The sequence below is a fragment of the Paenibacillus sp. Soil522 genome (assembly GCF_001428245.1).
In the GTDB taxonomy this organism is placed as follows: Bacteria; Bacillota; Bacilli; order Paenibacillales; family Paenibacillaceae; genus Pristimantibacillus.
In genome coordinates this window covers 29723-52397 of record NZ_LMRV01000028.1, presented here as the reverse complement: position 1 = coordinate 52397, position 22675 = coordinate 29723, and the positions used below count along the sequence as shown (strand labels likewise).

General features: G+C 45.1%; 18 protein-coding genes. 16 read left to right on the top strand and 2 right to left on the bottom strand.

Annotated features, from left to right (window positions below):
* Positions 1-19 precede the first annotated feature (19 nt).
* Together ppnP and ASG81_RS06080 are read left to right on the top strand one after the other, a co-directional pair.
* Entirely contained in the window at positions 20-337 is a 318-nt protein-coding gene (gene ppnP / locus ASG81_RS06085; protein WP_056630549.1) for a pyrimidine/purine nucleoside phosphorylase, read from the top strand.
* Positions 338-549: 212 nt separating this feature from the next.
* A complete protein-coding gene (locus ASG81_RS06080; protein ID WP_056630545.1) occupies positions 550-1074 on the top strand; it encodes a DUF420 domain-containing protein in 525 nt (174 codons plus the stop codon).
* An 82-nt stretch (positions 1075-1156) separates the two neighbouring features.
* Here the strand turns inward: ASG81_RS06080 and ASG81_RS06075 are convergent, their stop codons facing one another.
* Positions 1157-2107 carry an NAD(P)-dependent oxidoreductase gene (locus tag ASG81_RS06075; RefSeq protein WP_155971263.1) on the bottom strand — a complete coding sequence of 317 codons (951 nt, stop codon included), beginning with the start codon at positions 2105-2107 and terminating at the stop codon, positions 1157-1159.
* Between the two features lie 187 nt (positions 2108-2294).
* Between ASG81_RS06075 and ASG81_RS06070 the strand changes: the two genes are divergently transcribed.
* The 7 genes from ASG81_RS06070 (at position 2295) to ASG81_RS06040 (ending at position 10144) form a co-directional block, all read left to right on the top strand.
* The gene (locus ASG81_RS06070; protein WP_056630539.1) at positions 2295-3644 is read left to right on the top strand and encodes a glucose-6-phosphate isomerase; all 1350 of its coding nucleotides are present in this window, start codon (positions 2295-2297) and stop codon (positions 3642-3644) included.
* A 36-nt stretch (positions 3645-3680) separates the two neighbouring features.
* Positions 3681-4313 carry a YigZ family protein gene (locus ASG81_RS06065; RefSeq protein WP_056630536.1) on the top strand — a complete coding sequence of 211 codons (633 nt, stop codon included), beginning with the start codon at positions 3681-3683 and terminating at the stop codon, positions 4311-4313.
* 297 nt (positions 4314-4610) lie between these two features.
* Entirely contained in the window at positions 4611-5372 is a 762-nt protein-coding gene (gene cysT, locus ASG81_RS06060) for a sulfate ABC transporter permease subunit CysT (protein WP_056630732.1), read from the top strand.
* The gene (locus ASG81_RS06055) at positions 5372-6169 is read left to right on the top strand and encodes a sulfate ABC transporter permease (RefSeq protein WP_056630730.1); all 798 of its coding nucleotides are present in this window, start codon (positions 5372-5374) and stop codon (positions 6167-6169) included. The genes cysT and ASG81_RS06055 overlap by 1 nt, the downstream gene beginning before the upstream one ends.
* A gap of 3 nt (positions 6170-6172) precedes the next feature.
* Positions 6173-7237, top strand: coding sequence for a sulfate/molybdate ABC transporter ATP-binding protein (locus ASG81_RS06050; RefSeq protein WP_056630533.1), 1065 nt, complete (start codon positions 6173-6175; stop codon positions 7235-7237).
* Positions 7238-7271: 34 nt separating this feature from the next.
* Positions 7272-8342, top strand: a complete 1071-nt coding sequence (locus ASG81_RS06045; RefSeq protein ID WP_056630530.1) for a sulfate ABC transporter substrate-binding protein — start codon at positions 7272-7274, stop codon at positions 8340-8342.
* Positions 8343-8683: 341 nt separating this feature from the next.
* Positions 8684-10144 (top strand): glycosyl hydrolase family 28 protein, encoded by a 1461-nt coding sequence (locus ASG81_RS06040; RefSeq protein WP_056630527.1) that lies wholly within the window; start codon positions 8684-8686, stop codon positions 10142-10144.
* Positions 10145-10793: 649 nt separating this feature from the next.
* On the opposite strand, the gene ASG81_RS06035 is transcribed toward ASG81_RS06040, so the two are convergent.
* The gene (locus tag ASG81_RS06035) at positions 10794-12488 is read right to left on the bottom strand and encodes a histidine kinase (RefSeq protein WP_056630522.1); all 1695 of its coding nucleotides are present in this window, start codon (positions 12486-12488) and stop codon (positions 10794-10796) included.
* Positions 12489-12737: 249 nt separating this feature from the next.
* On the opposite strand from ASG81_RS06035, the gene ASG81_RS06030 reads away from it, so the two are divergent.
* From ASG81_RS06030 to ASG81_RS06000, 7 genes are all read left to right on the top strand, one after another.
* Positions 12738-14096, top strand: coding sequence for an ABC transporter substrate-binding protein (locus ASG81_RS06030; protein ID WP_056630519.1), 1359 nt, complete (start codon positions 12738-12740; stop codon positions 14094-14096).
* An 853-nt stretch (positions 14097-14949) separates the two neighbouring features.
* A complete protein-coding gene (locus ASG81_RS06025; protein WP_056630517.1) occupies positions 14950-16821 on the top strand; it encodes a cache domain-containing sensor histidine kinase in 1872 nt (623 codons plus the stop codon).
* The gene (locus ASG81_RS06020; protein ID WP_056630515.1) at positions 16799-18430 is read left to right on the top strand and encodes a response regulator; all 1632 of its coding nucleotides are present in this window, start codon (positions 16799-16801) and stop codon (positions 18428-18430) included. The genes ASG81_RS06025 and ASG81_RS06020 overlap by 23 nt, the downstream gene beginning before the upstream one ends.
* Before the next feature lie 162 nt (positions 18431-18592).
* Positions 18593-19993: an extracellular solute-binding protein gene (locus ASG81_RS06015; RefSeq protein ID WP_056630512.1), complete on the top strand. Its 1401-nt coding sequence runs from the start codon at positions 18593-18595 to the stop codon at positions 19991-19993.
* A gap of 70 nt (positions 19994-20063) precedes the next feature.
* Positions 20064-20972: a carbohydrate ABC transporter permease gene (locus ASG81_RS06010; RefSeq protein WP_056630508.1), complete on the top strand. Its 909-nt coding sequence runs from the start codon at positions 20064-20066 to the stop codon at positions 20970-20972.
* Between the two features lie 6 nt (positions 20973-20978).
* Positions 20979-22292 (top strand): carbohydrate ABC transporter permease, encoded by a 1314-nt coding sequence (locus ASG81_RS06005; protein WP_056630503.1) that lies wholly within the window; start codon positions 20979-20981, stop codon positions 22290-22292.
* Positions 22293-22416: 124 nt separating this feature from the next.
* Entirely contained in the window at positions 22417-22596 is a 180-nt protein-coding gene (locus ASG81_RS06000) for an aspartyl-phosphate phosphatase Spo0E family protein (RefSeq protein ID WP_056630499.1), read from the top strand.
* The last annotated feature ends 79 nt before the right edge of the window (positions 22597-22675 follow it).

Here is a 22675-nt window from a genome sequence, read left to right as displayed (position 1 = left end):
AAGGGAGATTACGGTTACTATGTCTCAATTCGATAATGTATCGATCGTCAAGAAGGCTAACGTCTACTTCGACGGTAAAGTAACGAGCCGCGCTGTATTGTTCGCGGACGGCACCAAAAAAACACTCGGCATCATGCTGCCGGGCGACTATGAGTTTGGAACGGACTGCCTCGAAATCATGGAGATTTTGGCTGGTGATTTGAAAGTGCTGCTCCCAGGCGAAACGGAATGGCTGCACATTCAAGGCGAAGGCGAATTCAAAGTACCTGCGAACACAAAGTTCAAGCTTCAGGTTGCTGAAGTAACGGACTACTGCTGCTCGTACATTTACGAGTAATCGTTTCTTTCATAGTTAAGAGTAGGCTTTCCTGCACCGGCGGTCATTCGCCTGCGGGAAGGCCTTTTTTTTGTCTGTCCATTAAAGCGGAAAATTCGATTTTTCGTGACATATGCGCCTCAAATCAAATTGATTTGAACTATGCAAATCGGATAAGGTTAATAGAGAAAAAGTGCCCTTGGTCTACATTTTGGCGCTTATTAGGAGGTTATGTGTTGAAGGAAAAAAACGTTGGGCCCCTTATTGCGATTTTGTCTTTGGTCTTGGTAGCGATCATTACCGTTCTGTTCTTTCTGCCGGCTTATGATGGAGAGATTGGATTCGATGTTACGATATTGCCGCTGCTTAATGCGATTTTCAATTGCTTTACCTTTATTTCGCTCGCTGTTGCGTTAGCCGCGATTTTGAAGAAGAACGTTCGTCTGCACCGTGCTTTCATCGGGGCGGCTTTCACATCGACGACGCTGTTTCTTGTTTCCTATGTCACCTATCATTACTTGACGGAATCAACGAAATACGGCGGAGAGGGCGCGCTGCGCTCTGTCTATTTCTTCATTCTGCTCACACATATTCTGCTTGCGATCGTTGTAGTGCCGCTTGCCTTGCTGTCCGCCGTCCGCGGCCTGCAAATGAAGCTGGACAAGCATCGTAAAATCGCCAGATGGACGATGCCGATCTGGCTTTATGTCAGCTTTACGGGCGTTGTCGTTTATCTGATGATTTCTCCGTACTACTGATTCTGGTTTCGTATCTTTAGTATCCGAAAAGGGGCAATCCATCGTTAAAAACGTTGGACTGCCCCTTTAGTCAAATAAGCTGTTAGTGTAAGTTATCGGAGCGGCCGCTAAGCTTGCGGCCAATCCATTGCTCGTAAGCTTGGCCTACACTGGACATGTCAAGATCGCTAAGTCCCAAAGATTCACCGATCTGGAATAGGCTCTTAGTCGCTTCGAGCATCGGAGTAGGTACATGCAGACTATCCGCTAAAACGGAGGATAGCCGCAGGTCCTTTAGCATAAGCTCAAGCGAAAATTGAACGTCAAAGTTGCCCTCAAGCAGCTTGGGTCCCTTCATCTCGGCCGCTTTGCTTGCTGCGCCGCCGGACTGAACGAGCTCTACGAACGCGCTGCCGTCAATGCCGCCGCTTGCTGCGATGGCCATGCCCTCGGCAAGCGCCACAACGTTAATGCCAACAATCGTATTATGGGCTAGCTTTGCGATTGAGCCGCTGCCATTAGGCCCCATCGGGATTACCTTGCGCCCCATAGCGAGCAGGACGTCCTCTACGCCTTTCAGCACCTTGGCAGGGCCGCCAACCATAAATACGAGCGTGCCGCCCTCAGCAGCCGGCTTGCTGCCTGTTACCGGCGCATCAAGAAACGATACTCCGATGCTTGCAGCAGCATTTGCTAATTCCTTGGCTAGCGTTGGAGAGATAGTGCTGCAGTCAATTAGCGTGACGCCGCTGCGTGCTCCGGCAAAAATACCGTTGTCGCCCCAATAAACGTCATGTATGGCATTATCGTTGCTGATCATCGTAATGACAACATCGGCTGTTTGTGCGATTGCGGATGGCGATTCAAGCTCTGTTGCGCCAAGTGCCAGCAATGGGCCCGCTTTGCCCGGGGTCCGGTTATAGACGGCTACCTCATAGCCGCCCTTCAGCAAATTTGCTGCCATTCCTAAGCCCATAACGCCCAATCCGATAAATCCGATCTTTTTCATTTCCATTTCCTCCGCTCCAGTAAGGCTTTTTACACGATTATACATGCTCTTCATTAATATTTCATCGTTTATATGCTTGTGTTTGTAGTTTAAATCCGATATCCTATAGGCGAAGTTGAAAATAGTTATCATAATAGTTGTACATGCTATCGCAGCAGCTGCTTATGCGAACAAGAGTGTAAGCTTTCGAAGCAATCATGCTTCACAAAAATTTTAGGGGGTATTTGTTTCCATGAGCAAAACAGTTAAGTTTGATTATACCAAAGCGCTGACTTTCGTCGGCAAGCATGAAATTGATTATTTGGCGGAACCGGTTCGCCTCGCGCATGAGCAACTACATAACGGAACGGGAGTCGGCTCGGATTATCTTGGCTGGATCGACCTTCCGACTAATTACGATAAAGAAGAATTCGCACGCATTCAGAAGGCTGCCGACAAGATCAAATCGGATTCCGAAGTGCTGATCGTGATCGGCATCGGCGGCTCCTATCTTGGCGCACGCGCTGCAATCGAAATGCTGTCGCACTCGTTCTATAACATTTTGCCGAAAGAGCAGCGCAAAACGCCGCAAGTATTGTTCGCAGGCAACAACATCAGCTCGACTTATGTGACGCATCTTCTGCAATTGATTGAAGGCCGCGACTGGTCAATCAACGTAATCTCGAAATCAGGCACAACGACTGAGCCTGCAATCGCCTTCCGCGTGTTCCGCGCAGCGCTTGAGAAGCAATACGGCAAAGAAGAAGCCCGCAAACGCATTTACGCGACAACAGACAGCGAGAAGGGCGCACTGAAGAAGCTTTCTTCAGAGGAAGGCTATGAATCGTTTATTATTCCTGACGATGTAGGCGGACGCTATTCCGTGCTTACAGCGGTAGGCTTGCTTCCAATCGCAGCTGCAGGAATCAACATTGAATCGATCATGCAGGGCGCTGCAGACGCGTCCAAAGAATACAGCAACCCTAACCTTGCCGAGAATGAAGCATACCAATACGCGGCGGCCCGCAACGCGCTGTACCGCAAAGGCAAAGCAACGGAAATTCTCGTGAACTACGAGCCGTCGCTGCATTTCGTATCCGAGTGGTGGAAGCAGCTGTTCGGCGAAAGCGAAGGCAAAGATTTTAAAGGCATTTTCCCGGCAGCAGTAGATTTCTCGACCGATTTGCACTCGATGGGCCAGTTTATCCAAGAGGGTAACCGGAACATTTTTGAAACGGTCATTCAAGTGAATGAAGTGGCTGAGCATATCTCTATCGAGCACGACGAGGCGGATCTTGACGGTCTGAACTTCCTGACAGGCAAAACAATGGACTTTGTGAACAAGAAAGCATTCGAAGGAACGCTTCTTGCCCATACGGACGGACAAGTTCCGAACCTGATCGTTAACATTGCCGACATGACGCCTTACACATTCGGATACCTTGTTTATTTCTTCGAAAAAGCATGCGGTATCAGCGGCTATCTGCTTGGCGTTAACCCATTCGACCAACCGGGCGTTGAGGCTTACAAAAAGAACATGTTCGCATTGCTCGGCAAGCCGGGCTTCGAGAAAGAAAAAGCCGAGCTGGAAGCAAGGCTGTAATAAACCGGCTTGACCGGTGTACGGGAGTCATAGCTTATGCTTGAGAGGTATAAAACGGTCAGGCTTCAGGCTAGCGCAGAGATCGTGATCAAGAAGTCCCGTTTCATCGGATATGCGAAGCCTGTGGAATCGGAAGAGGAAGCCGCTCTTTTCATTCATGAGATCAAGCAGCTGCATAAGCAGGCGACGCATAACTGCTCGGCCTACATCGTTGGCGAACGCGATCAATTCCAGAAGGCGTCCGATGACGGTGAGCCAAGCGGTACGGCGGGCAAGCCGATTCTCGAGGTCATTAAGCATAAGGGGCTGAAAAATGTCGCCGTCGTCGTGACGCGGTATTTTGGCGGCATTATGCTTGGAGCCGGCGGACTCGTCCGTGCTTACACCGACGGCGCGGTTGCCGGCATCGAGGCGGCCGATGAAATCGTCAACGTCCTTCATCGCGAAGTATTCGTTGATGTGGACTATACATGGTACGGCAAGCTGGAAAATGTGCTGCACGGCAAAGGCACACGCGTGGGCGGAACGGATTTTACGGATCGCGTCACCGTGCGCTGCCTGCCGGAGGCTCCTGAGGCAGATGCGTTTATGACGTGGATAACCGATCTGACACAAGGACAAGCTATCATTACTGAAGGCGAAAATGTCTACTATATCGAAGGTGAATAAGAAGATGAGGAGTATCGGCGTTAAGCTGATCTCCTCTCTTTTTTGTACATGGATATGCCTATAAAAGGATTCGGCATAAGAAATAGCTATGAAAGCGATCAGCTTTTCTAAATTTAGCATTGACTTGATCCCAGTCCGGATGCTACATTATTAATACCGAGTAACTTAATAGGAATTATGTTTTTATTTGTTTAGCTTAGTTACACCTACGGCACAAGCCGATGGTCTGGAGGTAAAGTCACAGTGAATGCTTTGTTTCGCGGAAAAGGGTGGAGCTTCGGTTTTCGAAGCGCCATCATGCTTTATTTTGTCATCTTAATCGTTCTACCGATCATCGGCATTTATACGCAATCATTCTCGCTTGGATGGACCCCTTTCTGGGAAAGCGTATCGGATCCATTAGCTTGGAAAGCTGTGCTGCTTACGGTGAAATTGGCGCTTATCGCAACGATTCTCAACATGTTCCTTGGCACGATGATCGGCTGGGTGCTTATTCGTTACCGGTTCCCTGGACGGCGCTTGCTCAACAGCCTTGTTGATTTGCCGTTTGCACTGCCTACGGCAGTTGGCGGTCTAATGATATTGCTGCTGCTTGGACCTAATAGTCTAGTAGGGGGCTTGGCAGAGAAGCTCGGTATCGAGATCGTGTTCCATGAGCCGGCGATTATAGTCGCGATGTTGTTCGTTACGTTTCCTTTCGTTATTCGGGCTATTCAGCCGCTGCTGGAGGAAATGGACAAATCGGAGGAAGAAGCGGCTTATACGCTGGGCGCTACCCGCGCGAAGACGTTCTTCAGCGTTATATTTCCTACGATGCTGCCGGGAATTATGAGCGGAGCGATGCTTTCGTTCTCCCGCGCTCTTGCGGAGTTCGGTGCAGTCGTGCTCGTAGCCGGCAATATTCCGGGCAAAACATTAATTGCTTCCGTTTACATTTTCGGAGAAATCGAAAGCAGCAATCCGCAGGGAGCGGCTGCTGTATCGGTGCTGCTGCTGACGCTATCCTTCCTCATCCTATGGACGGTTAACCTCATTCAAGGCAGGAGGAGCGACCAATGATGAGAAGAATATGGATTACGCTAACTTATATTGTATTTTCATTGCTGCTGATTGCGCCGCTTATCAAAATATTTACCGGTTCATGGGCGGACGGCTGGAGCGGATTTATCGAAGGAATTACACGGCCCCAGTCGCTGCATGCGCTAATGATGACGGGAATTATCGTTGTTGTCGTTACGGGCTTGAATACGGTGTTTGGCATTATGCTTGCGATGTATCTCGTGCGAGCCGAATGGATCGGACGGCGGATGAAGCGTCTGCTCAATAGCTTAGTTGATTTGCCGTTTGCGGTATCGCCGGTTATAGGCGGTCTGATGATCGTTCTTATTTTGGGCCCGAATACGATCATCGGCACATTGTTTGAGGATGCAGGGTTCAAAATCGTATATGCGCTGCCCGGAATGATTCTCGCGACCTTGTTCGTGACGTTCCCGCTTATGGTGCGTGAGGTTATGCCGGTGCTTCAGGAGATCGGGGCGCAGCAGGAGGAAGCAGCTTCTACGCTTGGCGCTTATTCCTGGTATACGTTTTGGAAAGTGACTTGGCCATCTATAAGATGGGGTGTCATTTATGGCGTTGTACTGACCGTAGCGCGGTCGCTCGGTGAATTCGGAGCCGTGCTCGTCGTGTCGGGCAATATTATGAACAAAACGCAAACCGCTACAACGCTCGTTTATCAGGATGTCGAAAATTTTAACGTGGTTGCCGCGAACGGCGTTGCTCTTGTCCTGGCGGCATTTTCCGTAGGGCTGCTGCTGCTGATGGAATGGGCGAAGAAACGAAAGGAAGTGCATTAAGCCATGCATATTGAAGTACGGAACTTAAACAAAAACTTTGGCGATTTTCATGCGGTGAGGGATGTTAGTTTTGAAATCGAAAAAGGTCATCTGATCGGCTTGCTCGGCCCGAGCGGCGGCGGTAAAACGTCCATACTTCGTATGCTGGCGGGACTGGAGTCTCCTTCCTCGGGCGATATTCTTTTTCACGGCAAACGGGTTAATGATTTGCCGCCGCAGGAGCGGGGAATCGGCTTCGTGTTTCAAAACTATGCTTTGTTCAAGCATATGACCGTATATGATAACATCGCTTTCGGCTTAAAGGTGAAAAAGCATTCGAAGGAGCATATTCGCGAGCGCGTTATGTACCTGGTTGAGCTTACAGGCCTAAAGGGCTTCGAGCACCGCTATGCGCATCAGCTCTCCGGAGGACAACGCCAGCGCGTTGCCTTCGCCAGAGCGCTTGCGCCAGAGCCGCAGCTGCTTTTGCTCGATGAGCCGTTCGCTGCTATCGATGCCAAGATCCGTACGGAGCTTCGGACTTGGCTGAAGGACATGATCGAGCGTGTCGGAATCACCTCGATTTTCGTTACGCATGACCAGGAGGAAGCGATCGAAGTAGCCGATGAAATTATGATTATAAGCAAGGGCAGGCTGGAGCAAAAGGGCAGCCCGTGGGATATTTATAAAAGCCCGGAGACGCCGTTTGTTGCGAGCTTCATTGGCGAATCCACGATCGTGGACAACATTGCGCAGCTCAAAGGCTTTGAGGATACGGCAAGCCGTCCCGGCACCAAAGCACTTATTCGTCCTGAATATATTGAGATCGGCAAGCCGGGTGAAATCAAGCTGGCTTCCGCTACGCTCCCCGGGAAAGTGAAGCATTTGCATTTCCGCGGCAGCGAGTGGATGGTCGAGCTGCTCGTTGGGGATACGAAGCTGATCACGTACCGTTCGCTTGAAAAGGAAGTGCTGCATCCTGGCGATCAGGTAAGCGTGCTTGTGCACCGTGCATATTTGTTCAATGATAACGAGAGCTGGATTGCGGAAAATAAATTGAAGGTTGATCCTATGCCTATTCATATTTAACCAATAAGCTACGTAGAAAGAGTTGTATGCAAACATGAAAATCAATCGGGCAACAAGTCAGCGCATGTTCGTGCTGCTGCTTGCTGCAGTTGTGCTGCTTGTTGCGGCGGGCTGCGGCAAAGAGGAGCAGCCGGATAACAATGCGGCTGGGTCTACCATACAAGACGGCGATGTAACACTTGTAATCGGTGCATATTCGGTAGTAAAGGACGCTTTCGCGGATCTGCTGCCTGCATTTGGGGCCTACTGGCTGCAAGAGACGGGCCAAAAGGTAACCTTCCAGGAATCGTATGAGGCTTCAGGTACGCAAGCGCGTGCGATAGCCGGGGGGTTCGAAGCGGATGTCGCGATTCTTGCGATGGAAGGCGATTTGGACAAAATAGCCGATGCCGGTTTTATTACGCATGATTGGAAGGCTCAGCGTAATAAAGGGATGATTACGAACTCAATCGTCGTTTTAGGAACCCGTGCCGGCAATCCGCTCGGGATCAAGGACTGGAATGATTTGACGCGCGCCGGCGTTAAGGTGCTTTATCCGAATCCGAAGACCTCCGGCGGCGCGCAGTGGGACATCAACGCCATTTATGGGGCTGGTCTGAAGCAATCCGAAGAGAAGAACGGTACGAAGGATGCTGCCTATGCGAAAAGCTTCCTTAAAGCGGTTCACGCTAACGTGGAATCGCTCGACAAGAGCGGACGCGCATCAATGGCTGCTTTCGAGTACGGTGTAGGCGATGTCATTGTTACTTACGAGAATGAGCTGCTCGCCAGAAAGAAGAAGGGCGTCGATTACGACATCGTCGTTCCGAAGAGCACGATTCTGATCGAGAATCCGGCAGCTGTAGTCGATAAAAATGCAGATAAGCATGGCTCCCGTAAAGTTGCCGAAGCTTTTATCGCTTATTTGCAAAGCGATGAAGCGCAGCGTTTGTTCGTAGAGCATGGCTTCCGCTCGGTCGACGAGAAGGTTGCCGCAGAATCGAAGGAACGCTATGAGGTGCCGGAAGGTCTGTTCGACATATCGTATCTGGGCGGCTGGCCTGAGGTCAGAAAAAACCTTTATTCGAAGAAGGGTGTCTGGTATCAGGTTTTGGCTGATATTTAAAATAACGGAACAAGCTTAAGAAACGAATTGAAAACCTCAGTTCCATGCGGCTCGACATTTGAGTGAGGCGCATGGAACAGAGGCTTTTTTGTGAGCCGTTCCCAGGTCTGATGAAACAGCCCGACAGCTTCTATCATTTCTCGGGAAATAGTTGATCAGGACGGAACGGCTCAGAAGACGTAAACGATTATAGTCAGGCGACAGCATCCAGCTTCAGCTATCCTCACTCTAATTTGAAAGAAATATGATCAAATTGAATGATAATACAATAGCTATCAACCTTTCCATTTGTTAATGTTTGCTATAAGTATGGCGATAATAAGAGAAAGAGGCTGATACGGATGAAAATTACACGCGCTGAATTAATCACTTTCACAGCTCCCCCTGAGGCTGTCGCTAATAATGATTTCTACGTTCGTGTACGAGTGGAAAACGAAGAGTGGCGGGAGCTGTTCCCTTATCTGGTCCCTGTAGATATGCATAATGTGCGTGAGGCTTCCATGGTTACCTTTGACTTCGAGGGCGTCGTTGAGGTGGAAGTGACAAAGAGGAACGGCATTCTCGAGAACGTTGATATTCGACCAAACAGCTTCGAAATCCCATTTAATCAAATCGGGAATACCGTAACTTTCAAGCTTGACCGGCCAAGAAAGCTGTCATTCGAAGCGAACGGCGAGAGATTTCATAACCTTCATATATTTGCAAATGCTTTGGAGACGAACGTGCCGGATGTGGAAGACTCCCGGACAATCTACGTAGAAGCAGGCAGGCACCGGATGGAAGAACTTGTTGCGCTGCTTACAGCTTCTACCGGAAATGACAGTGTTGGTGAGGGAGCGCTCCCGGAGATACTCTATTTTGGACCGGGCATGCATTTTATTGAGGAGAAGATCTTACGAATCCCTTCGGGCAAGACGGTATATCTCGCCGGAGGTGCTATGGTAGTGGGTTCAATGATTTGCGATCATGTAGAAGACGTTACGATCAGGGGACGCGGTATCATTTATTTAACAAATATCGAGAAGACAACCTATTTGCGCACCGTACAAATCGATTTCTCGCGCAACATTACGGTGGAGGGCATCATTTCAGTAGATCCCCCTCACTACAGCATTCATCTTGGCAAGTCGGAGCATATTCACATTAGCAACTTTAAGACGTTCAGTACACGCGGGTGGTCTGACGGGATTGACATGATGTCCTGCTCTTATGTTCATATCGACGACGTATTTCTACGGACATCCGACGATTGTATCGCGATCTATGGAAGCCGAGGGGTTTTTTATGGGGATAGTACGAATATTTCCGTTACAAATTCCGTGTTATGGGCGGATGTCGCGCATCCGATCATGATCGGCGTCCATGGGGATCACGAGCATGAAGGGGATACTATTGAGAACATCGTCTTCGATAACATTGATATTTTGGAGCATCATGAGCCACAAGACGGCTATTGGGGCTGTATGACCATTAATGCCGCCGACAAGAATATCGTTAAAAATGTTACATACCGAAATATTCGGGTTGAACAATTTGAGCTGGGACGGCTCATCGATATACGCGTATTTCAAAACCCGAAATATAATCCGAGTCCCGGTAACAGAGTAGAAAATATCCGGTTTGAAAATATCGAATTTAACGGAATATGCGACAATCCGTCTGTTATCGAGGGCTTTGATGAGGAGCGAATCGTTGACGGGATCACGATTAAGAATTTCAGGATCAACGGCTCACAGGTTACAGATGCGCAATTGGGAAATATTCAAATAGGGAAATATGTAAATAACGTTATCGTGCAATAATTAAACTTCTGTTTGCAGCCGCGCTGGAAAGTGGCTTGCCGATTACGATTCATGCAGACGAAGCGGCAGGGGTGGAAAACGTGCTCCAGACCTTTACCTGTCTTGAGGTTGAAGAAATCCTCAAGGCTGTACCAAAATATTCGGTAACAGCTTCATAGATTTCGAAAGCATCGGAGGAAACTCAGCGTCTCGTTGCAGACGACGGGCTTCCTCCTTTCTTTTTTGGCGGTTGGTATGATTGGATTTTATTCCCAAATACTGCGACGGCTAGTATACTGCGCTCCTTGGTCCGGGCTGAAGTAGAAGAAGAGGATTCAAAGTAGAGTAATTCAGTAGCAGAAAAGTGGAATCACAAGGAAACAATCCGTACTGGCAAGTCTTCGATCTAATCGCACCTTAAAATAGTGAGTTAAAGGATTTATTTTCAATACCACTGAGTGGTTTTGACGGTGAAACATTCCATTTTCATACAACATTAACTTATGGATACAATCAATATAAAGAACTCAATGAAATAAGGAATCTCATAGAAGCTATTCTATGGACATATCCGCACCGGCTAACTGCGAAAGCGCAGCCAGCCACTTCGTGGCCTTAAGCCGGTGGGACGCCGTAAACTGTTCCCAGTATGAGCTATCGAAATTCAGGGTTAATTGTCCTTCTTCAATCCGATACGAACTATTGATCCACTCGGATGGTTGGGTGTAATCTCATAAAAAACCATCCTGTCATAATTCAGCTTCATTCGCATTAAAGTATTGAAAAGACCTACCCCGCCAATATTTAAGGATGTTTCTCCGTTATTACTTAGGTTATCACCGCCCGAATCAACATAGGGATCGTTTGATAGTTGGAGTTTTGCAATAACCTCCGGATTGAAGCCATCCCCCCAATCCTTCACTTCGAACACCCAACAATGATCGAGAGTTTGCTTAATGGATACGTGGATTTCCCACGGCGGATTGCATGTTTGAAAGGCATGACGAAAACAATTTTCGATAAGAGGCTGGAATATGAGGCGCGGTACCTTATAGAAAAGTGTGGCTTCATCTATCTCTATCCGATATTGTAAGTGTTCCTCGTACCGGACCTTCATAAGTTCCAGATAGAGCTGCGCATACTTAATTTCATCACGAATCGTAACTTCTTTGTCCGGATTTTGTAACGTGTATCTGAACATCGAACCTAGTTTTTCGCATAATTCAGTCACCTTATCTACACCAGCTTGCTCCCCGACTGATCCAATGACCGTTAGAACATTATACAGAAAATGCGGATTTACATGCGATTCCAGAGTGTTTAGCCGCGCTTTAATTTCACGTGAACGCGCGTGTACTTCCATTTCCATCGAAATCTTAAGGCGTTCGAATATACTATTGAAGGCATTATGGATTTGAACCATTTCATCATCGGTATTATCCAGCGGTATCGTTAGTTTATCCAATCGAACCCCTCGAATCATGTCGACCGTCCTGCTTATATTTTTAGTAAATTGTTTGGCTATCATATAATTCATGACGAAACTAAGAGCGATGAAAGATATGCTTACGATGACTATAAGTCTGCCTACTAATATATTGGACGAAAGTAAATCGGACTTCGGTTCTGCAAGGACAACAGTCCATTGGTTTGAAGGCGATCGTACATAGGTCAAAATATGATCGGATTTGATCATATATTCGGGATTTGAAGCGGTAGATTTGTCTAAGACTTCGTTTCCAAGCAATTGCGTTAACGTCACATTTGGATTCGTCGGATCTGATTGTGTTCGCCTCACGTATACAGGCTTACCGTCCTTATCAAATAAGTAAACTTCCGTTTCGGCGGTATGTGGCACACCTAATGTCTCTTCAAATTTCGAAACGCTCTGCTGGAATTCGATCAAGCCGAACGTTTCAACCTCATTGCGAAATACACGATAAAAAGAGACCATCCGTTGATTTGCATCTGTGTAATAGGGATCGTTATGGGGAGCGATAAAGTTAATGTTATCGTTTTCAGTAAAATGTCTATATAATGCCTTGAATGAATTACTTTGCAAGTAGGAACGAATAGAATCTGTATCCTCTCTAATCTCTCCCAAACTTACATAATCGCCGCGAATATTATAGATACTGATTCTCGACAGATTAAGACCTGGACTTTTATAGATGGATAAGAAATTCATTACCATTCGTTCAGCATCAGTATGGAGTGCGAAGTAGTTCTCATTTTCCTCGGATTCGCCAGCTTTTTGCATAATAACATTTAAATCGGAAGTAGTAATGATTTGAAATGACGTATGATTCAACTCGCGAAAGATCAAGTCGACTTGTTTTGACATCTTTAGTGTTAATTCTTCCATGTTTTCGATGGCTTGCTTCTCCCAATTTTTAGATATATAGTAGTAGAAAAACGAAAATGAAATTACGATAAGCAGCAATGTTAACAATGAAAAGATCAAAAATAATTTTTCTCGTATGCCAAGCCTAATTATAATGGTAGGTCCCTCCTTGTGACTGTAGGCGGAAGTTATGTCATAAGTATTACATCATTCAACATCAATGTAAATAATACGACTATTGAAATAAACAAATCTATTGGAGGATTAGAGATGAGAAACAGAATCAAATACGACTATAAAATAATTACAGTAATTGTACTGTTGCTGATTCTAACCGCCTGCAATTCAACTGAGAACAAGAAAGGATCTTTGGGATCAATCGAACCAGAAGCATCATCTGGCGCTGCTAAGCCGCAAGTCACAATTAAAGTTTATTTAGGTACGGACTATTCAGCTAAAGAATTTTACAAGAGAATAAATGAAGCGTTTACAGCCAAGACTGGAATTAATGTAGAATCGGAAATGGTTCCCGGCGCTGGTAATGATATGTACAAAAAAATAGATATGGATCTTGCGTCCGCTGGTACAGTCGATGTCATTCCTTTGATTCAGCCTTTAATTCTTGATAAATATGTCAAAAAAAATTATTTGCTGCCATTAAACGATTTGATGAAAACGGAACATTACGACGCGGATAAAAAGTTTGGCCAATATTTAACAAAGTATGACGGAATTATTTATTCTTTGCCTGAACAAGTGTCTACTTGGGCCGTATTTTATAACAAAAAGATATTTGATGACGCCAAAGTTTCTTATCCGCCATCGGAATGGACATGGGAGCAATACATTGACACGGCAAAAAAACTGACCGATCCTGCAAAAGGAATCTATGGATCGTATATGCTGGATTACGATATTTACTTGTTTATGCTGGCAAAACAACATAACGTTTCTGCTTACAAGGCAGATGGAACATCGAATTACGACGATCCGCTTTTCAAGGAAAGTTTGAAATTTTTCGGTGATTTAGGGAATGTCTATAAGATTCAACCCAGTTGGTATGAATTCAAAACGAAAAAATTGACATGGGACGGGTTTATGTCCGGAAAATACGGGATGCATCTTATTGGTACCTGGTATACTGCCCTGCTAACTAATGAGAAAGATTATCCGAAGGATTGGAAGTGGGGCGTAACTCAAATTCCAACGGATGGAAAGGGAATAAACAATTTCGGTGTAACTTACACATACGCTGTGAATAAGCATTCGGCTCATCCAAAGGAAGCTTTGGAATATGTGAAATTCAAAGCGGAGAACTCTGCTATTATGGGTGGAGTCATACCCGCTTTAACGGATCGGGTTGCCCAAAAACAGTCGCTTAAAGAAATTTCAGACGCTTCCGGAGACAGCGTTAACGTGGACGAATTATCAAAGGCGTTCTTTAATAACAATTTAGGTTATGTTCAGGAAAAAAACATAGGGCCTGCAGCAACAATGTACAGCAATATTATTTTATCGGAAAGCGATCAGTACCTCACGGGTAAACGTTCGTTAGATGATACGATTAGAGCAATTAAAGATAAAACAGATGCAGCCATACGTAAAGAGGAATCGGTGAAGGATGAATAAGGAATGGCTTAGTACCTGGTAGATGAGGAGTACGATACAGGACGAATTATTAATCATTGAAAAGTACCTGTTGTAGCTTATGATACGGTTGAAAGCTTGAGTGAGAGAGTATTAATAAAAGAACATGAATTTTTAATTGAAACCTTAGTAAAGATCTCAAATCAAGAAATCAATCGCCGAATCAACGGTACGGTGGTTCAAGGCTCCAACGTTAATACGAACTGGACGACCATTTTCACAGCAGCAGGAAAGACGATGGATTGTCAGACCTTAAGGTATCAGCAGTTAGCTAAATATATGGACTCCTCTTTTTGCAGCCCTTAATAAGGCTGCTCAGAATGTCGAGAAACCTACGCTTTTTCCGAAGCGATGGATTTCTCTTTTTGTTCTGAGACTCGGTTTGAAGAGGTCTTAAAGGGATTTCGCCTAGATTTCCCTCCTTTCTAGTTGAAAGGGAATCTTTTTCATGTTCTGAACGGCTGCGGTCATGAGCGCTTGCTCAGTCGCATTCCGAAACCCCCGCAAACAGGTAGCGAAAAAGAAAAGGAGAAGTCCGGTAATGGGGCCGTTTATGGACGTGGAAATATAAGTTAATTTTCGGAAGTAGAAGGACGCATTCGCACTGGCTAAGATTGGGCCTATCTAAATCTTGGAACGTCGTAAAAAGTCTTTATTGAGTAGAAGATTTTACGAACTCCTTCGGGCAATTATTCATACATAAAACAGCCTCTTCAAGCCATCATAAGCTGAAGGGGCTGTGTTTGTTTTTTCCATGTTGTCGAAAATAGAGGATTCTTGTCGTACGCCGTGGAATGAATAGCGATATATTATTAGACAAATGAGGCGAATCAGCATGAATCGTGTCGCTAAATGGATTCTTATCCCGTATGACTATGTCAGGCGCTCGTTATATCGGAAAATCCTTTTCTCTTTCTTGGCGATTGTAACGCTTACCGTTATCAGCTTAGAAACGTATTACTATGTGGGGACTTCAGCCGATATAAAGCAACGGGCTGTTTCCAATATGGAACAGATAAGCGAGCAGTCAGAGAAAATGATAATCTCTTATATGAGTTATATCAAGGGTGAAGCGTGGGATTATTTTGGAGATAAGGAATTCCAAGCCTTCGTTCAACATATGGATTCCGATCCAGACAAATACAGCTATTTTTTGAGCAAGTTCAGAAAACTTACTTCAGAGAATCCGATTGTCGGCGTAATCATTGTTAATCCATTAGAGGGGTCGCCGCTTATCGTTGGAAGTAATACGAATACGTATTATGGGAATTCGAAGCAATTGGAGCTGTTTGAAAAAGAGAGAGAACGCCTCCATGCCATTGCTTTGAAAAACGATGGAAAAGGGATATGGGTCAATTCAAAAATGTATGATACGAAAACTGACCGCATTTTAAACACACTTGTATTTGTTCAAGCTTTGAAAGAAATAAAAGTTACTTCACAGCAATTAATTGGCTCATTGGCCATTCAACTGTCCTTTGATGAACTGCGAAACTGGCTTCACGATGTCGAGAAGGGTGAACAAGGCAATTTCTTTTTGGTCAATCAACAGGATGGCAAGATTCTTCTTGCCCAAGACGAAAACATGATAGGAACATCCGTATTGAATGAGACAGGATTAAGAAAGTTGCGAGAGAATGGAAAAAAAAGGCATATATTTTTAAATGATCAAGGCGATCAAACGCTTGTCGTTTATCAGAAGTTAGTCAACAGCGAGTGGATGATTATAGGGAAAATACCTGTACATCAATTACTAAAACAAGTGAATGAAGTAGCTCAAAGAACGATACTTATCGGTTTGGGTTTCATTCTCGGTTCTATGCTGCTTGCTGGATTTCTCTCCTCAAAGGTGATCATGCCTCTCAAAAGTTTGAGAAAAGGGATGAAGCAGATCGAAACCGGCAACTATAACATTTCGGTATCCGTTGACACCAAAGATGAAATCGGCTATTTCTGTATAGGTTTTAATCAAATGGCAAATGAAATCAATCGTTTGGTTGTCAAAGTATATGAGACTGAGCTGGTCAAGAAGGATGCGGAAATTAAAGCGCTGCAGTCGCAAATCAATCCGCATTTTCTGTATAATACGCTCGGGACGATCGACAGTCTGGCATCTCTGCATGAAGATCGGCGAATCAGCATCATCAGCCTTTCGCTGGCTAAGATGTTTCGTTATAACATCAGCGGAGGCAATATGTCTACGTTATGGGCAGAAATCCAGCAGATTGAGCTGTACTTATCCATTCAAAAAATTCGCTATGAGTCGCGGCTGGATTATTCCATAGATATCGAACCCGGCTTAGAACAAATGCGGCTGCCCAAGCTGCTTTTTCAGCCTCTAGTAGAAAACAGTATTATTCACGGTATAGAAAATATGCCTTCCGGCGGCTGTATCCGTATACAGGTCGCTTCGATTGATGAACGGGATGTTGAGATTAGGGTTTGGAATAATGGAGAAGCTATTCAAGAATCCAAGCTGCAAAAAATTATGGCGATGCTGGAGAATTGGTCAAGAGCGGGTCACAATCCGGAGCAGCAACCCTCTATAGGCTTAATGAACGTGCAGGCGCGGTTGAAGTTAATATACGGCAATCCATATGGCCTAATCATCAATAGCCTCCCAGGGCAGGGAACTGAAGTTATACTTCGGTTAAATAAATTTGGAGAAGAGGGAGGGGGACAGGATGAAGCTTCTTATATTGGATGACGAACCCATTTTACGTCAAGGAATTATAAACAAACTAAAAATGTCCGGACTACCCATAGATATCGTCGGTGAAGCTGGCGATGGGAAGGCTGGCTTGGAGCTTGTACAGAGGGAAGCACCTGATATTGTCATCACGGATATTCGAATGCCCGGCATGGATGGGATTGCATTTATTGAGCAAGCGCAGCGAATGAACGAACAACTGGGCTTTATTGTTGTCAGCGGCTATAGTGATTTCGAATATGCCAAGAGGGCTATACGATTAGGGGTATCCGATTATTTACTAAAGCCGGTTGATGATGATCAATTAAAGGAATGTTTATCTAAGATCATTAACAAGATCGAGAAGGGGCGAATGAGCAACGATGAAATGATTCGTTTGCGTAACGAAACGGATTTAAGTAGAGAAACATTGCGCAAGCAATATATGACGAAGATGCTCCAACAAGCAGACCATCCTGACCTAAGCGCTGCAGTTCGTAATGAACAGCTTTCTCGTATTGAGAACAAATACCGGAAATATTTGGCGGTTGTTCTTGTCCTCGAGCCCATTCAGCTGCCGCATTATTCATTCCGGCAAGGTGACGAGAGCCTCATTTGGTTTGCCATTGAGAATGTTTTGTCGGAGCGAATGGAATCAAGCGGACGTGACGGGGTGCTTTTTCAGCATATTTTACACGAACACGAAATGGTTTACCTGCTCGGGATCGAAAGCTCTAGTGAAGGCTTGGTTATCCAAGCATGGCTTAAAGAAGTACTGGACGGGCTGCAAAATTATCTAAAGCTACAGGTGACAATCGCTATAGGGACTACTGTGGATGATATCGGACAAATCCAGCAATCATACAAGCAGGCTAAGCAGGCTATCCGCAATAAAATGATTTATGGCACCGGACAAATCTACGATTACGAATCTCTTCAAAAACGTTCAGGGGAACGCGGTATTTTGCTTACTGACGAGGACGAAAGCAAGCTCTTTTATTGGTTAAGCGAATATAATGCTGTCGCATTGCAAAACTGGATTGAATTTCGCATTCGATCCTTGGCGCACTCTCCCTCGGCAACGTATATGCAATTGGAATGGTTATGTGTCGATCTATATTTACTCTTTCGAAAGTATCTTCTTGCGAATACGGGCGTCACGGAGTGGATAATCGGTGAGATGGACGATCTGCTGTATTGGTTGCAAAATTTATCAATCTGGCAAGATGCCGTGAATCAAATGCAGAACATTGCCGATAACATCGTCGGTTATTTATCCCAAAACAACCCCAGTTCGAATAAGGACCTGATGGAAGAGGTAAAATATTATATGGAAATGAACTATGACAAATCCATTACTCTACAGTCGATTTCAGAGCGGTTCTATATCCATCCCAATTATTTTTCCCGTCGTTTTAAGGAAAGGTATGCTCAAAGCTTTGTCGACTATTTAACGGGTATCCGAATGAAGAAAGCTATGGATTGGCTGCGGGAGACGGATATAAAAATACAAGATATTGCGAATAGGGTTGGTTTTGAGGATGCATCCTATTTCAGTAATGTATTCAGAAAATATTATGGCGTCACTCCCAAGCAGCATCGGGAACAGATTCAATCAAATTCATAACGGCATGTTGTGAGGAATCCTTCGGGATTTCTTTTTTTTAAGTTTCAGCAAGATATAGTTAAGATTTTTATATAAGAGGGTTTAGATATTCTATTCAAGCTAGTCAGGAAAAACATCATAATGAAAATGTAAACGGAAACAATAATTCGAGGGGGAACAAACATGAATCGAAAAAGCGGGGTTTTTAAAAAGTCAGCAGCAGTCGTTCTGACGACCGTACTATTGCTGGTGTCTGCCGCGTGCGGCAGCTCGCAAGAAAAAACAGAAAGCGGCAATTCCAGTCCATCGGCTAATAACGGGGCCAGCACTGCGGCACCAGCCGAAGTCGTTGAGATTACCGTATGGGACAAGCCGCATGCGGATGATCCAAAAAAGCCTTTTTATGAGCAGGAGTTTGCAGAATTTGACAACAAATACCCGAATATTAAGGTGAACCATGTCGAACAGACAAAAACCAAAGAGAGAGAGCAGTTCATGACTGCGGTTGCAGGCGGTGAGCAGCCGGATCTTTATCAGACGCCATTCCCGACGATGGAGTTATACATCCAGCAAGGAATTACAGCTGATCTTACTGACCGTTGGAACAGCTTTGCCGATAAAGACCAATTTCTTCCTTCTTCTCTGGAGGGTGCATTGAAAGACGGGAAAGTATATGGTGTTCCGAGAGATATGTATATCATGGGCCTCATGTACAACAAGAAGCTTTTCCAAGAAGCAGGCCTTGATCCGAATAAAGCGCCAGCCAATTGGGATGAATTTACCGACTATGCGAAGAAGCTGACGGACCCGGGCAATAATAAGAACGGATATGACATTCTTGGCATGGATTGGGCAGACTGGTTTTTTGAATATTACGTATGGCAGGCAGGCGGAGACCTCACCGAGAAAAATGCGGACGGATCCGTGAAGCTAACCTTCACCTCCGATGCTGCTGTAGCAGCGCTGCAGTTCTACAAGGACTTGAAATTTACACATCAAGTAACGCAAAAGAACGTTGTACAAAGCCTTGATGACAACCAGAAAGATTTTTATACAGGCCGTACGGCTATGCAGGTTGCCGGATCCTATTGGTTCGGGGACATGATTTCGAAGGGAATGAATATCAATGATCTTGGCTTTGCTCCACTGCCGGCAGGACCATCCGGTAAGTCTCCGGGTCAAGTAGGCGGCGCCTATTGGATTTTGAATCCGAAAGCATCACAGGAGAAGCAAGACGCGGCATGGACCTATGCTACTTTCGTCAGCAGCAAGGAATATATGGAAGCTGATTTGCAATATCAAAAAGATAACGGGATTTTCCCGAATCTTCTTACTGTAAGGAACGATATCGATCTCGGAAATTATATCGCCGACTTCCCTGCGGATATTTCCGAAGGCGCTAAAAAAGCTGCTGAAGTGACTCATTTGGAATATTTCTTGAAAGAACGGCTCAGCCCTTACATCGTTAAAGCGGTTCAGTCTGTACTTCTAAACGAAAATGCAGATCCGAAAGCCGAGCTTCAAAAGGCGCAGGATCTGGCGCAAAAAGAAGTTGCCGATAAATACAATGCGGAATTGAAATAATAGGTGGTTGCGTTTGTCGGGATTCCTGTAAGACAGGAATCCCGACAATTAATTCGTAGGAGTGAATGAGATGGAAATCATGCTGAAGCCGGGTAAACAGACCATACAGCAACCAAGGCGGTTTAAAGTACGTTTAATGCCGATCATTTTTTTGCTTCCTTCTGTTATTTGTTATTTGTTGTTTAAATACTATCCTCTTTTGTATATGACGTATGTCAGTTTCTTTGACTATAACATTGTCAATCCGCCTGGGAAATTTGTGGGTTTAGATAATTATACGGAATTTTTAACATCAGCTACGTTTTGGCAAGCCATGAGCAATACATTTATTTTTTTTGCACTGTACCTGGTACTCACATTCTGGATTCCGATCGTTCAAGCTCTTTTGTTAAATGAAATTCGCCGCGGGAATGCATTTTATCGGTTTATGTATCAAATTCCGACCATTATACCAGTAGTCGCAGGCATACTTGTATGGAAATGGATGTATAATCCTGATCACGGTTTATTGAATGAATTGCTTGCCCAAATTGGTCTCGGTCCGTTCGGTTGGCTTAATGATTTACGCATTACCAAGCTGGCGATCGTATTGCCAAGCATGTTTGCCGGCTCCGGCATTTCCTTGCTGCTATATTTTTCCGCGATACGTTCCGTTCCGACTGAAATTCTCGAGGCAGCCAAGATCGACGGAGCAGGGCCCTGGAAACGCATATGGACCATGCTTTTGCCGAATATCAAATTTATTATCATCATCCAGTTCGTTGCCTTCATGTCAGGAATCCTATTAGCGTTCGACAATATTTACATTATGACACAAGGAGGACCGGCGAACAGCACCCTCGTCGTTTCCATGCTGGTGGTCAATACGGCGTTCCAACAATCCCGCTTTGGCATTTCAGGAGCGATGTCCTTGTTCATGTTCGTCTTGATTGCATTGCTTACGATTATTCAAAACAAAATGACCAAAGAGAAGGATTGATGGAATATGAAACGAAACCGCATAGCTGAGAAAGGCGAGCGTTCCCTGAAGTTCGTTGCTTATTCCGTAACGATTTTCTTCGTTATCTCTGCGATTGTACCGTTGCTTTGGATGATCAATTCCTCGCTCAAGGATAATCAATCGATAGATGCTGTTCCGATTAAATGGCTGCCAAGCGTGCCTCATGCGATCACGGTTACCATCGATTATACAGGGATGGAAGCAGAAGATGAGTTGTATTATGAGAAAGAAGCCATGAAAGCGACATGGTTCCCATGGATGGTCAATCTAAAAGAAAACATTGGTGAAGTCGTGATTCGAGGCGTCAGAGACGGACAATTAATCTATAAAGCAAAAACACCTTCCTCCTCGTTTCATACCGGGCAGCCGTTAGTGGTTCCTTCAACGCTGTTCAATGACGCGATGATCAATTTCAAGCTTCCGATTATCAAGGAACAAAAGCTGTCGAAATATGAGTGGTATGGGGAGCAAGGGAAGCAAGCGGGATCTGCCTCCTCTTCCTCTGAGGATACGATATCGAATCAATTTCTTTCTTTTTATTCGTCCACCCCGTTCGTTAGCGGGAAAGTCATAGCTATTCAAGAAGCGCCAAAATGGATTAGGATGCTGGAAAGCTATCTCTCGCTAAATAAAATTGCCCAGGTAACCGCAGGAAACCTTGGATTCTTTCAGTACCTTTTGAACAGTACGATCGTAACGTTAAGCTCTGTCGTTCTTCAGCTTGTACTTGGCGGTATGGCCGGTTATGCACTTTCGCATTTAATTGCAAGCAAAAAATTGAAATTCGTACTGCTGATGTTCTTTTTGGCCACGATCATGATTCCGGATATTTCTCTGCTGCTTCCGCTTTACTTAACGATGAAAAAACTGCAGCTGGTCAACACGCTGCTGGCTATTATTTTGCCCCACAGCGCCTGGGGGATCGTCATTTTCTTGTTCAAGGGCTTCTTTGATCAGCTTCCGCATGAATTGATGCAGGCCGCCAGAGTAGACGGAGCTTCGGAGTTTCGAACCTTTACGCAGCTTGTTATGCCATTATCGATTCCGATATTCACGGTTGTGGCCGTTATGACGTTTATCCCGGTGTGGAACGAATTCATGTGGCCGCTCATCGTTACGAAATCTCCGGAGAATTGGACGTTCACCGTCGCATTAAATGATTTGCAGAGCCAGTCATCCATTCATCAAAACACGATCATGGCGAGCTCAGTTATCGCGATGATCCCGCTGCTGATCGTATTTCTAACCTGTCAAAAATACATTGAGAAGGGCGTCGCTTTTACTGGAGTGAAAGGCTAAACATTAAAATCAAGTCATATCGAGAGGCTCGGCGGTATTTGCCAAACGAGCCTCTCGAAACAACTCGAAGTGATAAGGCGCATTGTGACACATATTGAGGGAAATCCGAATAGGGAGATAACTTATGCACAAATTGGAAAATCGTATCGAGCAATTACGTTCTTTCTTGGTTGAGAAGGCTATGATCGAAGGATGTCTTTCGGATGAAAGTATTGTTAATTTAAGTCAAAAACTTGATATATATATTGTTGAATATCAGAAGGCAAAGGCTCACTTGCTTTTGGGGAGGGTGTCGGAAGGCTAAAGGATTCTCTGAACCAGCGTTGTTGGAACGGTATATACGAAATGAGGGTACTTATGAATAAAGGTAAGCATAAAAATCT

Coding starts and splice junctions, on each gene's coding strand:
- ASG81_RS06045 (WP_056630530.1), top strand. CDS start 7,272: ATGAAAATCAATCGGGCAACAAGTCAGCGCATGTTCGTGCTGCTGCTT.
- ASG81_RS06015 (WP_056630512.1), top strand. CDS start 18,593: ATGAATCGAAAAAGCGGGGTTTTTAAAAAGTCAGCAGCAGTCGTTCTG.
- ASG81_RS06025 (WP_056630517.1), top strand. CDS start 14,950: ATGAATCGTGTCGCTAAATGGATTCTTATCCCGTATGACTATGTCAGG.
- ASG81_RS06030 (WP_056630519.1), top strand. CDS start 12,738: ATGAGAAACAGAATCAAATACGACTATAAAATAATTACAGTAATTGTA.
- ASG81_RS06010 (WP_056630508.1), top strand. CDS start 20,064: ATGGAAATCATGCTGAAGCCGGGTAAACAGACCATACAGCAACCAAGG.
- ASG81_RS06000 (WP_056630499.1), top strand. CDS start 22,417: ATGCACAAATTGGAAAATCGTATCGAGCAATTACGTTCTTTCTTGGTT.
- ASG81_RS06070 (WP_056630539.1), top strand. CDS start 2,295: ATGAGCAAAACAGTTAAGTTTGATTATACCAAAGCGCTGACTTTCGTC.
- ppnP (WP_056630549.1), top strand. CDS start 20: ATGTCTCAATTCGATAATGTATCGATCGTCAAGAAGGCTAACGTCTAC.
- ASG81_RS06050 (WP_056630533.1), top strand. CDS start 6,173: ATGCATATTGAAGTACGGAACTTAAACAAAAACTTTGGCGATTTTCAT.
- ASG81_RS06075 (WP_155971263.1), bottom strand. CDS start 2,107: ATGTATAATCGTGTAAAAAGCCTTACTGGAGCGGAGGAAATGGAAATG.
- ASG81_RS06020 (WP_056630515.1), top strand. CDS start 16,799: ATGAAGCTTCTTATATTGGATGACGAACCCATTTTACGTCAAGGAATT.
- ASG81_RS06065 (WP_056630536.1), top strand. CDS start 3,681: ATGCTTGAGAGGTATAAAACGGTCAGGCTTCAGGCTAGCGCAGAGATC.
- ASG81_RS06055 (WP_056630730.1), top strand. CDS start 5,372: ATGAGAAGAATATGGATTACGCTAACTTATATTGTATTTTCATTGCTG.
- ASG81_RS06005 (WP_056630503.1), top strand. CDS start 20,979: ATGAAACGAAACCGCATAGCTGAGAAAGGCGAGCGTTCCCTGAAGTTC.
- ASG81_RS06040 (WP_056630527.1), top strand. CDS start 8,684: ATGAAAATTACACGCGCTGAATTAATCACTTTCACAGCTCCCCCTGAG.
- cysT (WP_056630732.1), top strand. CDS start 4,611: ATGCTTTATTTTGTCATCTTAATCGTTCTACCGATCATCGGCATTTAT.
- ASG81_RS06035 (WP_056630522.1), bottom strand. CDS start 12,488: ATGGAAGAATTAACACTAAAGATGTCAAAACAAGTCGACTTGATCTTT.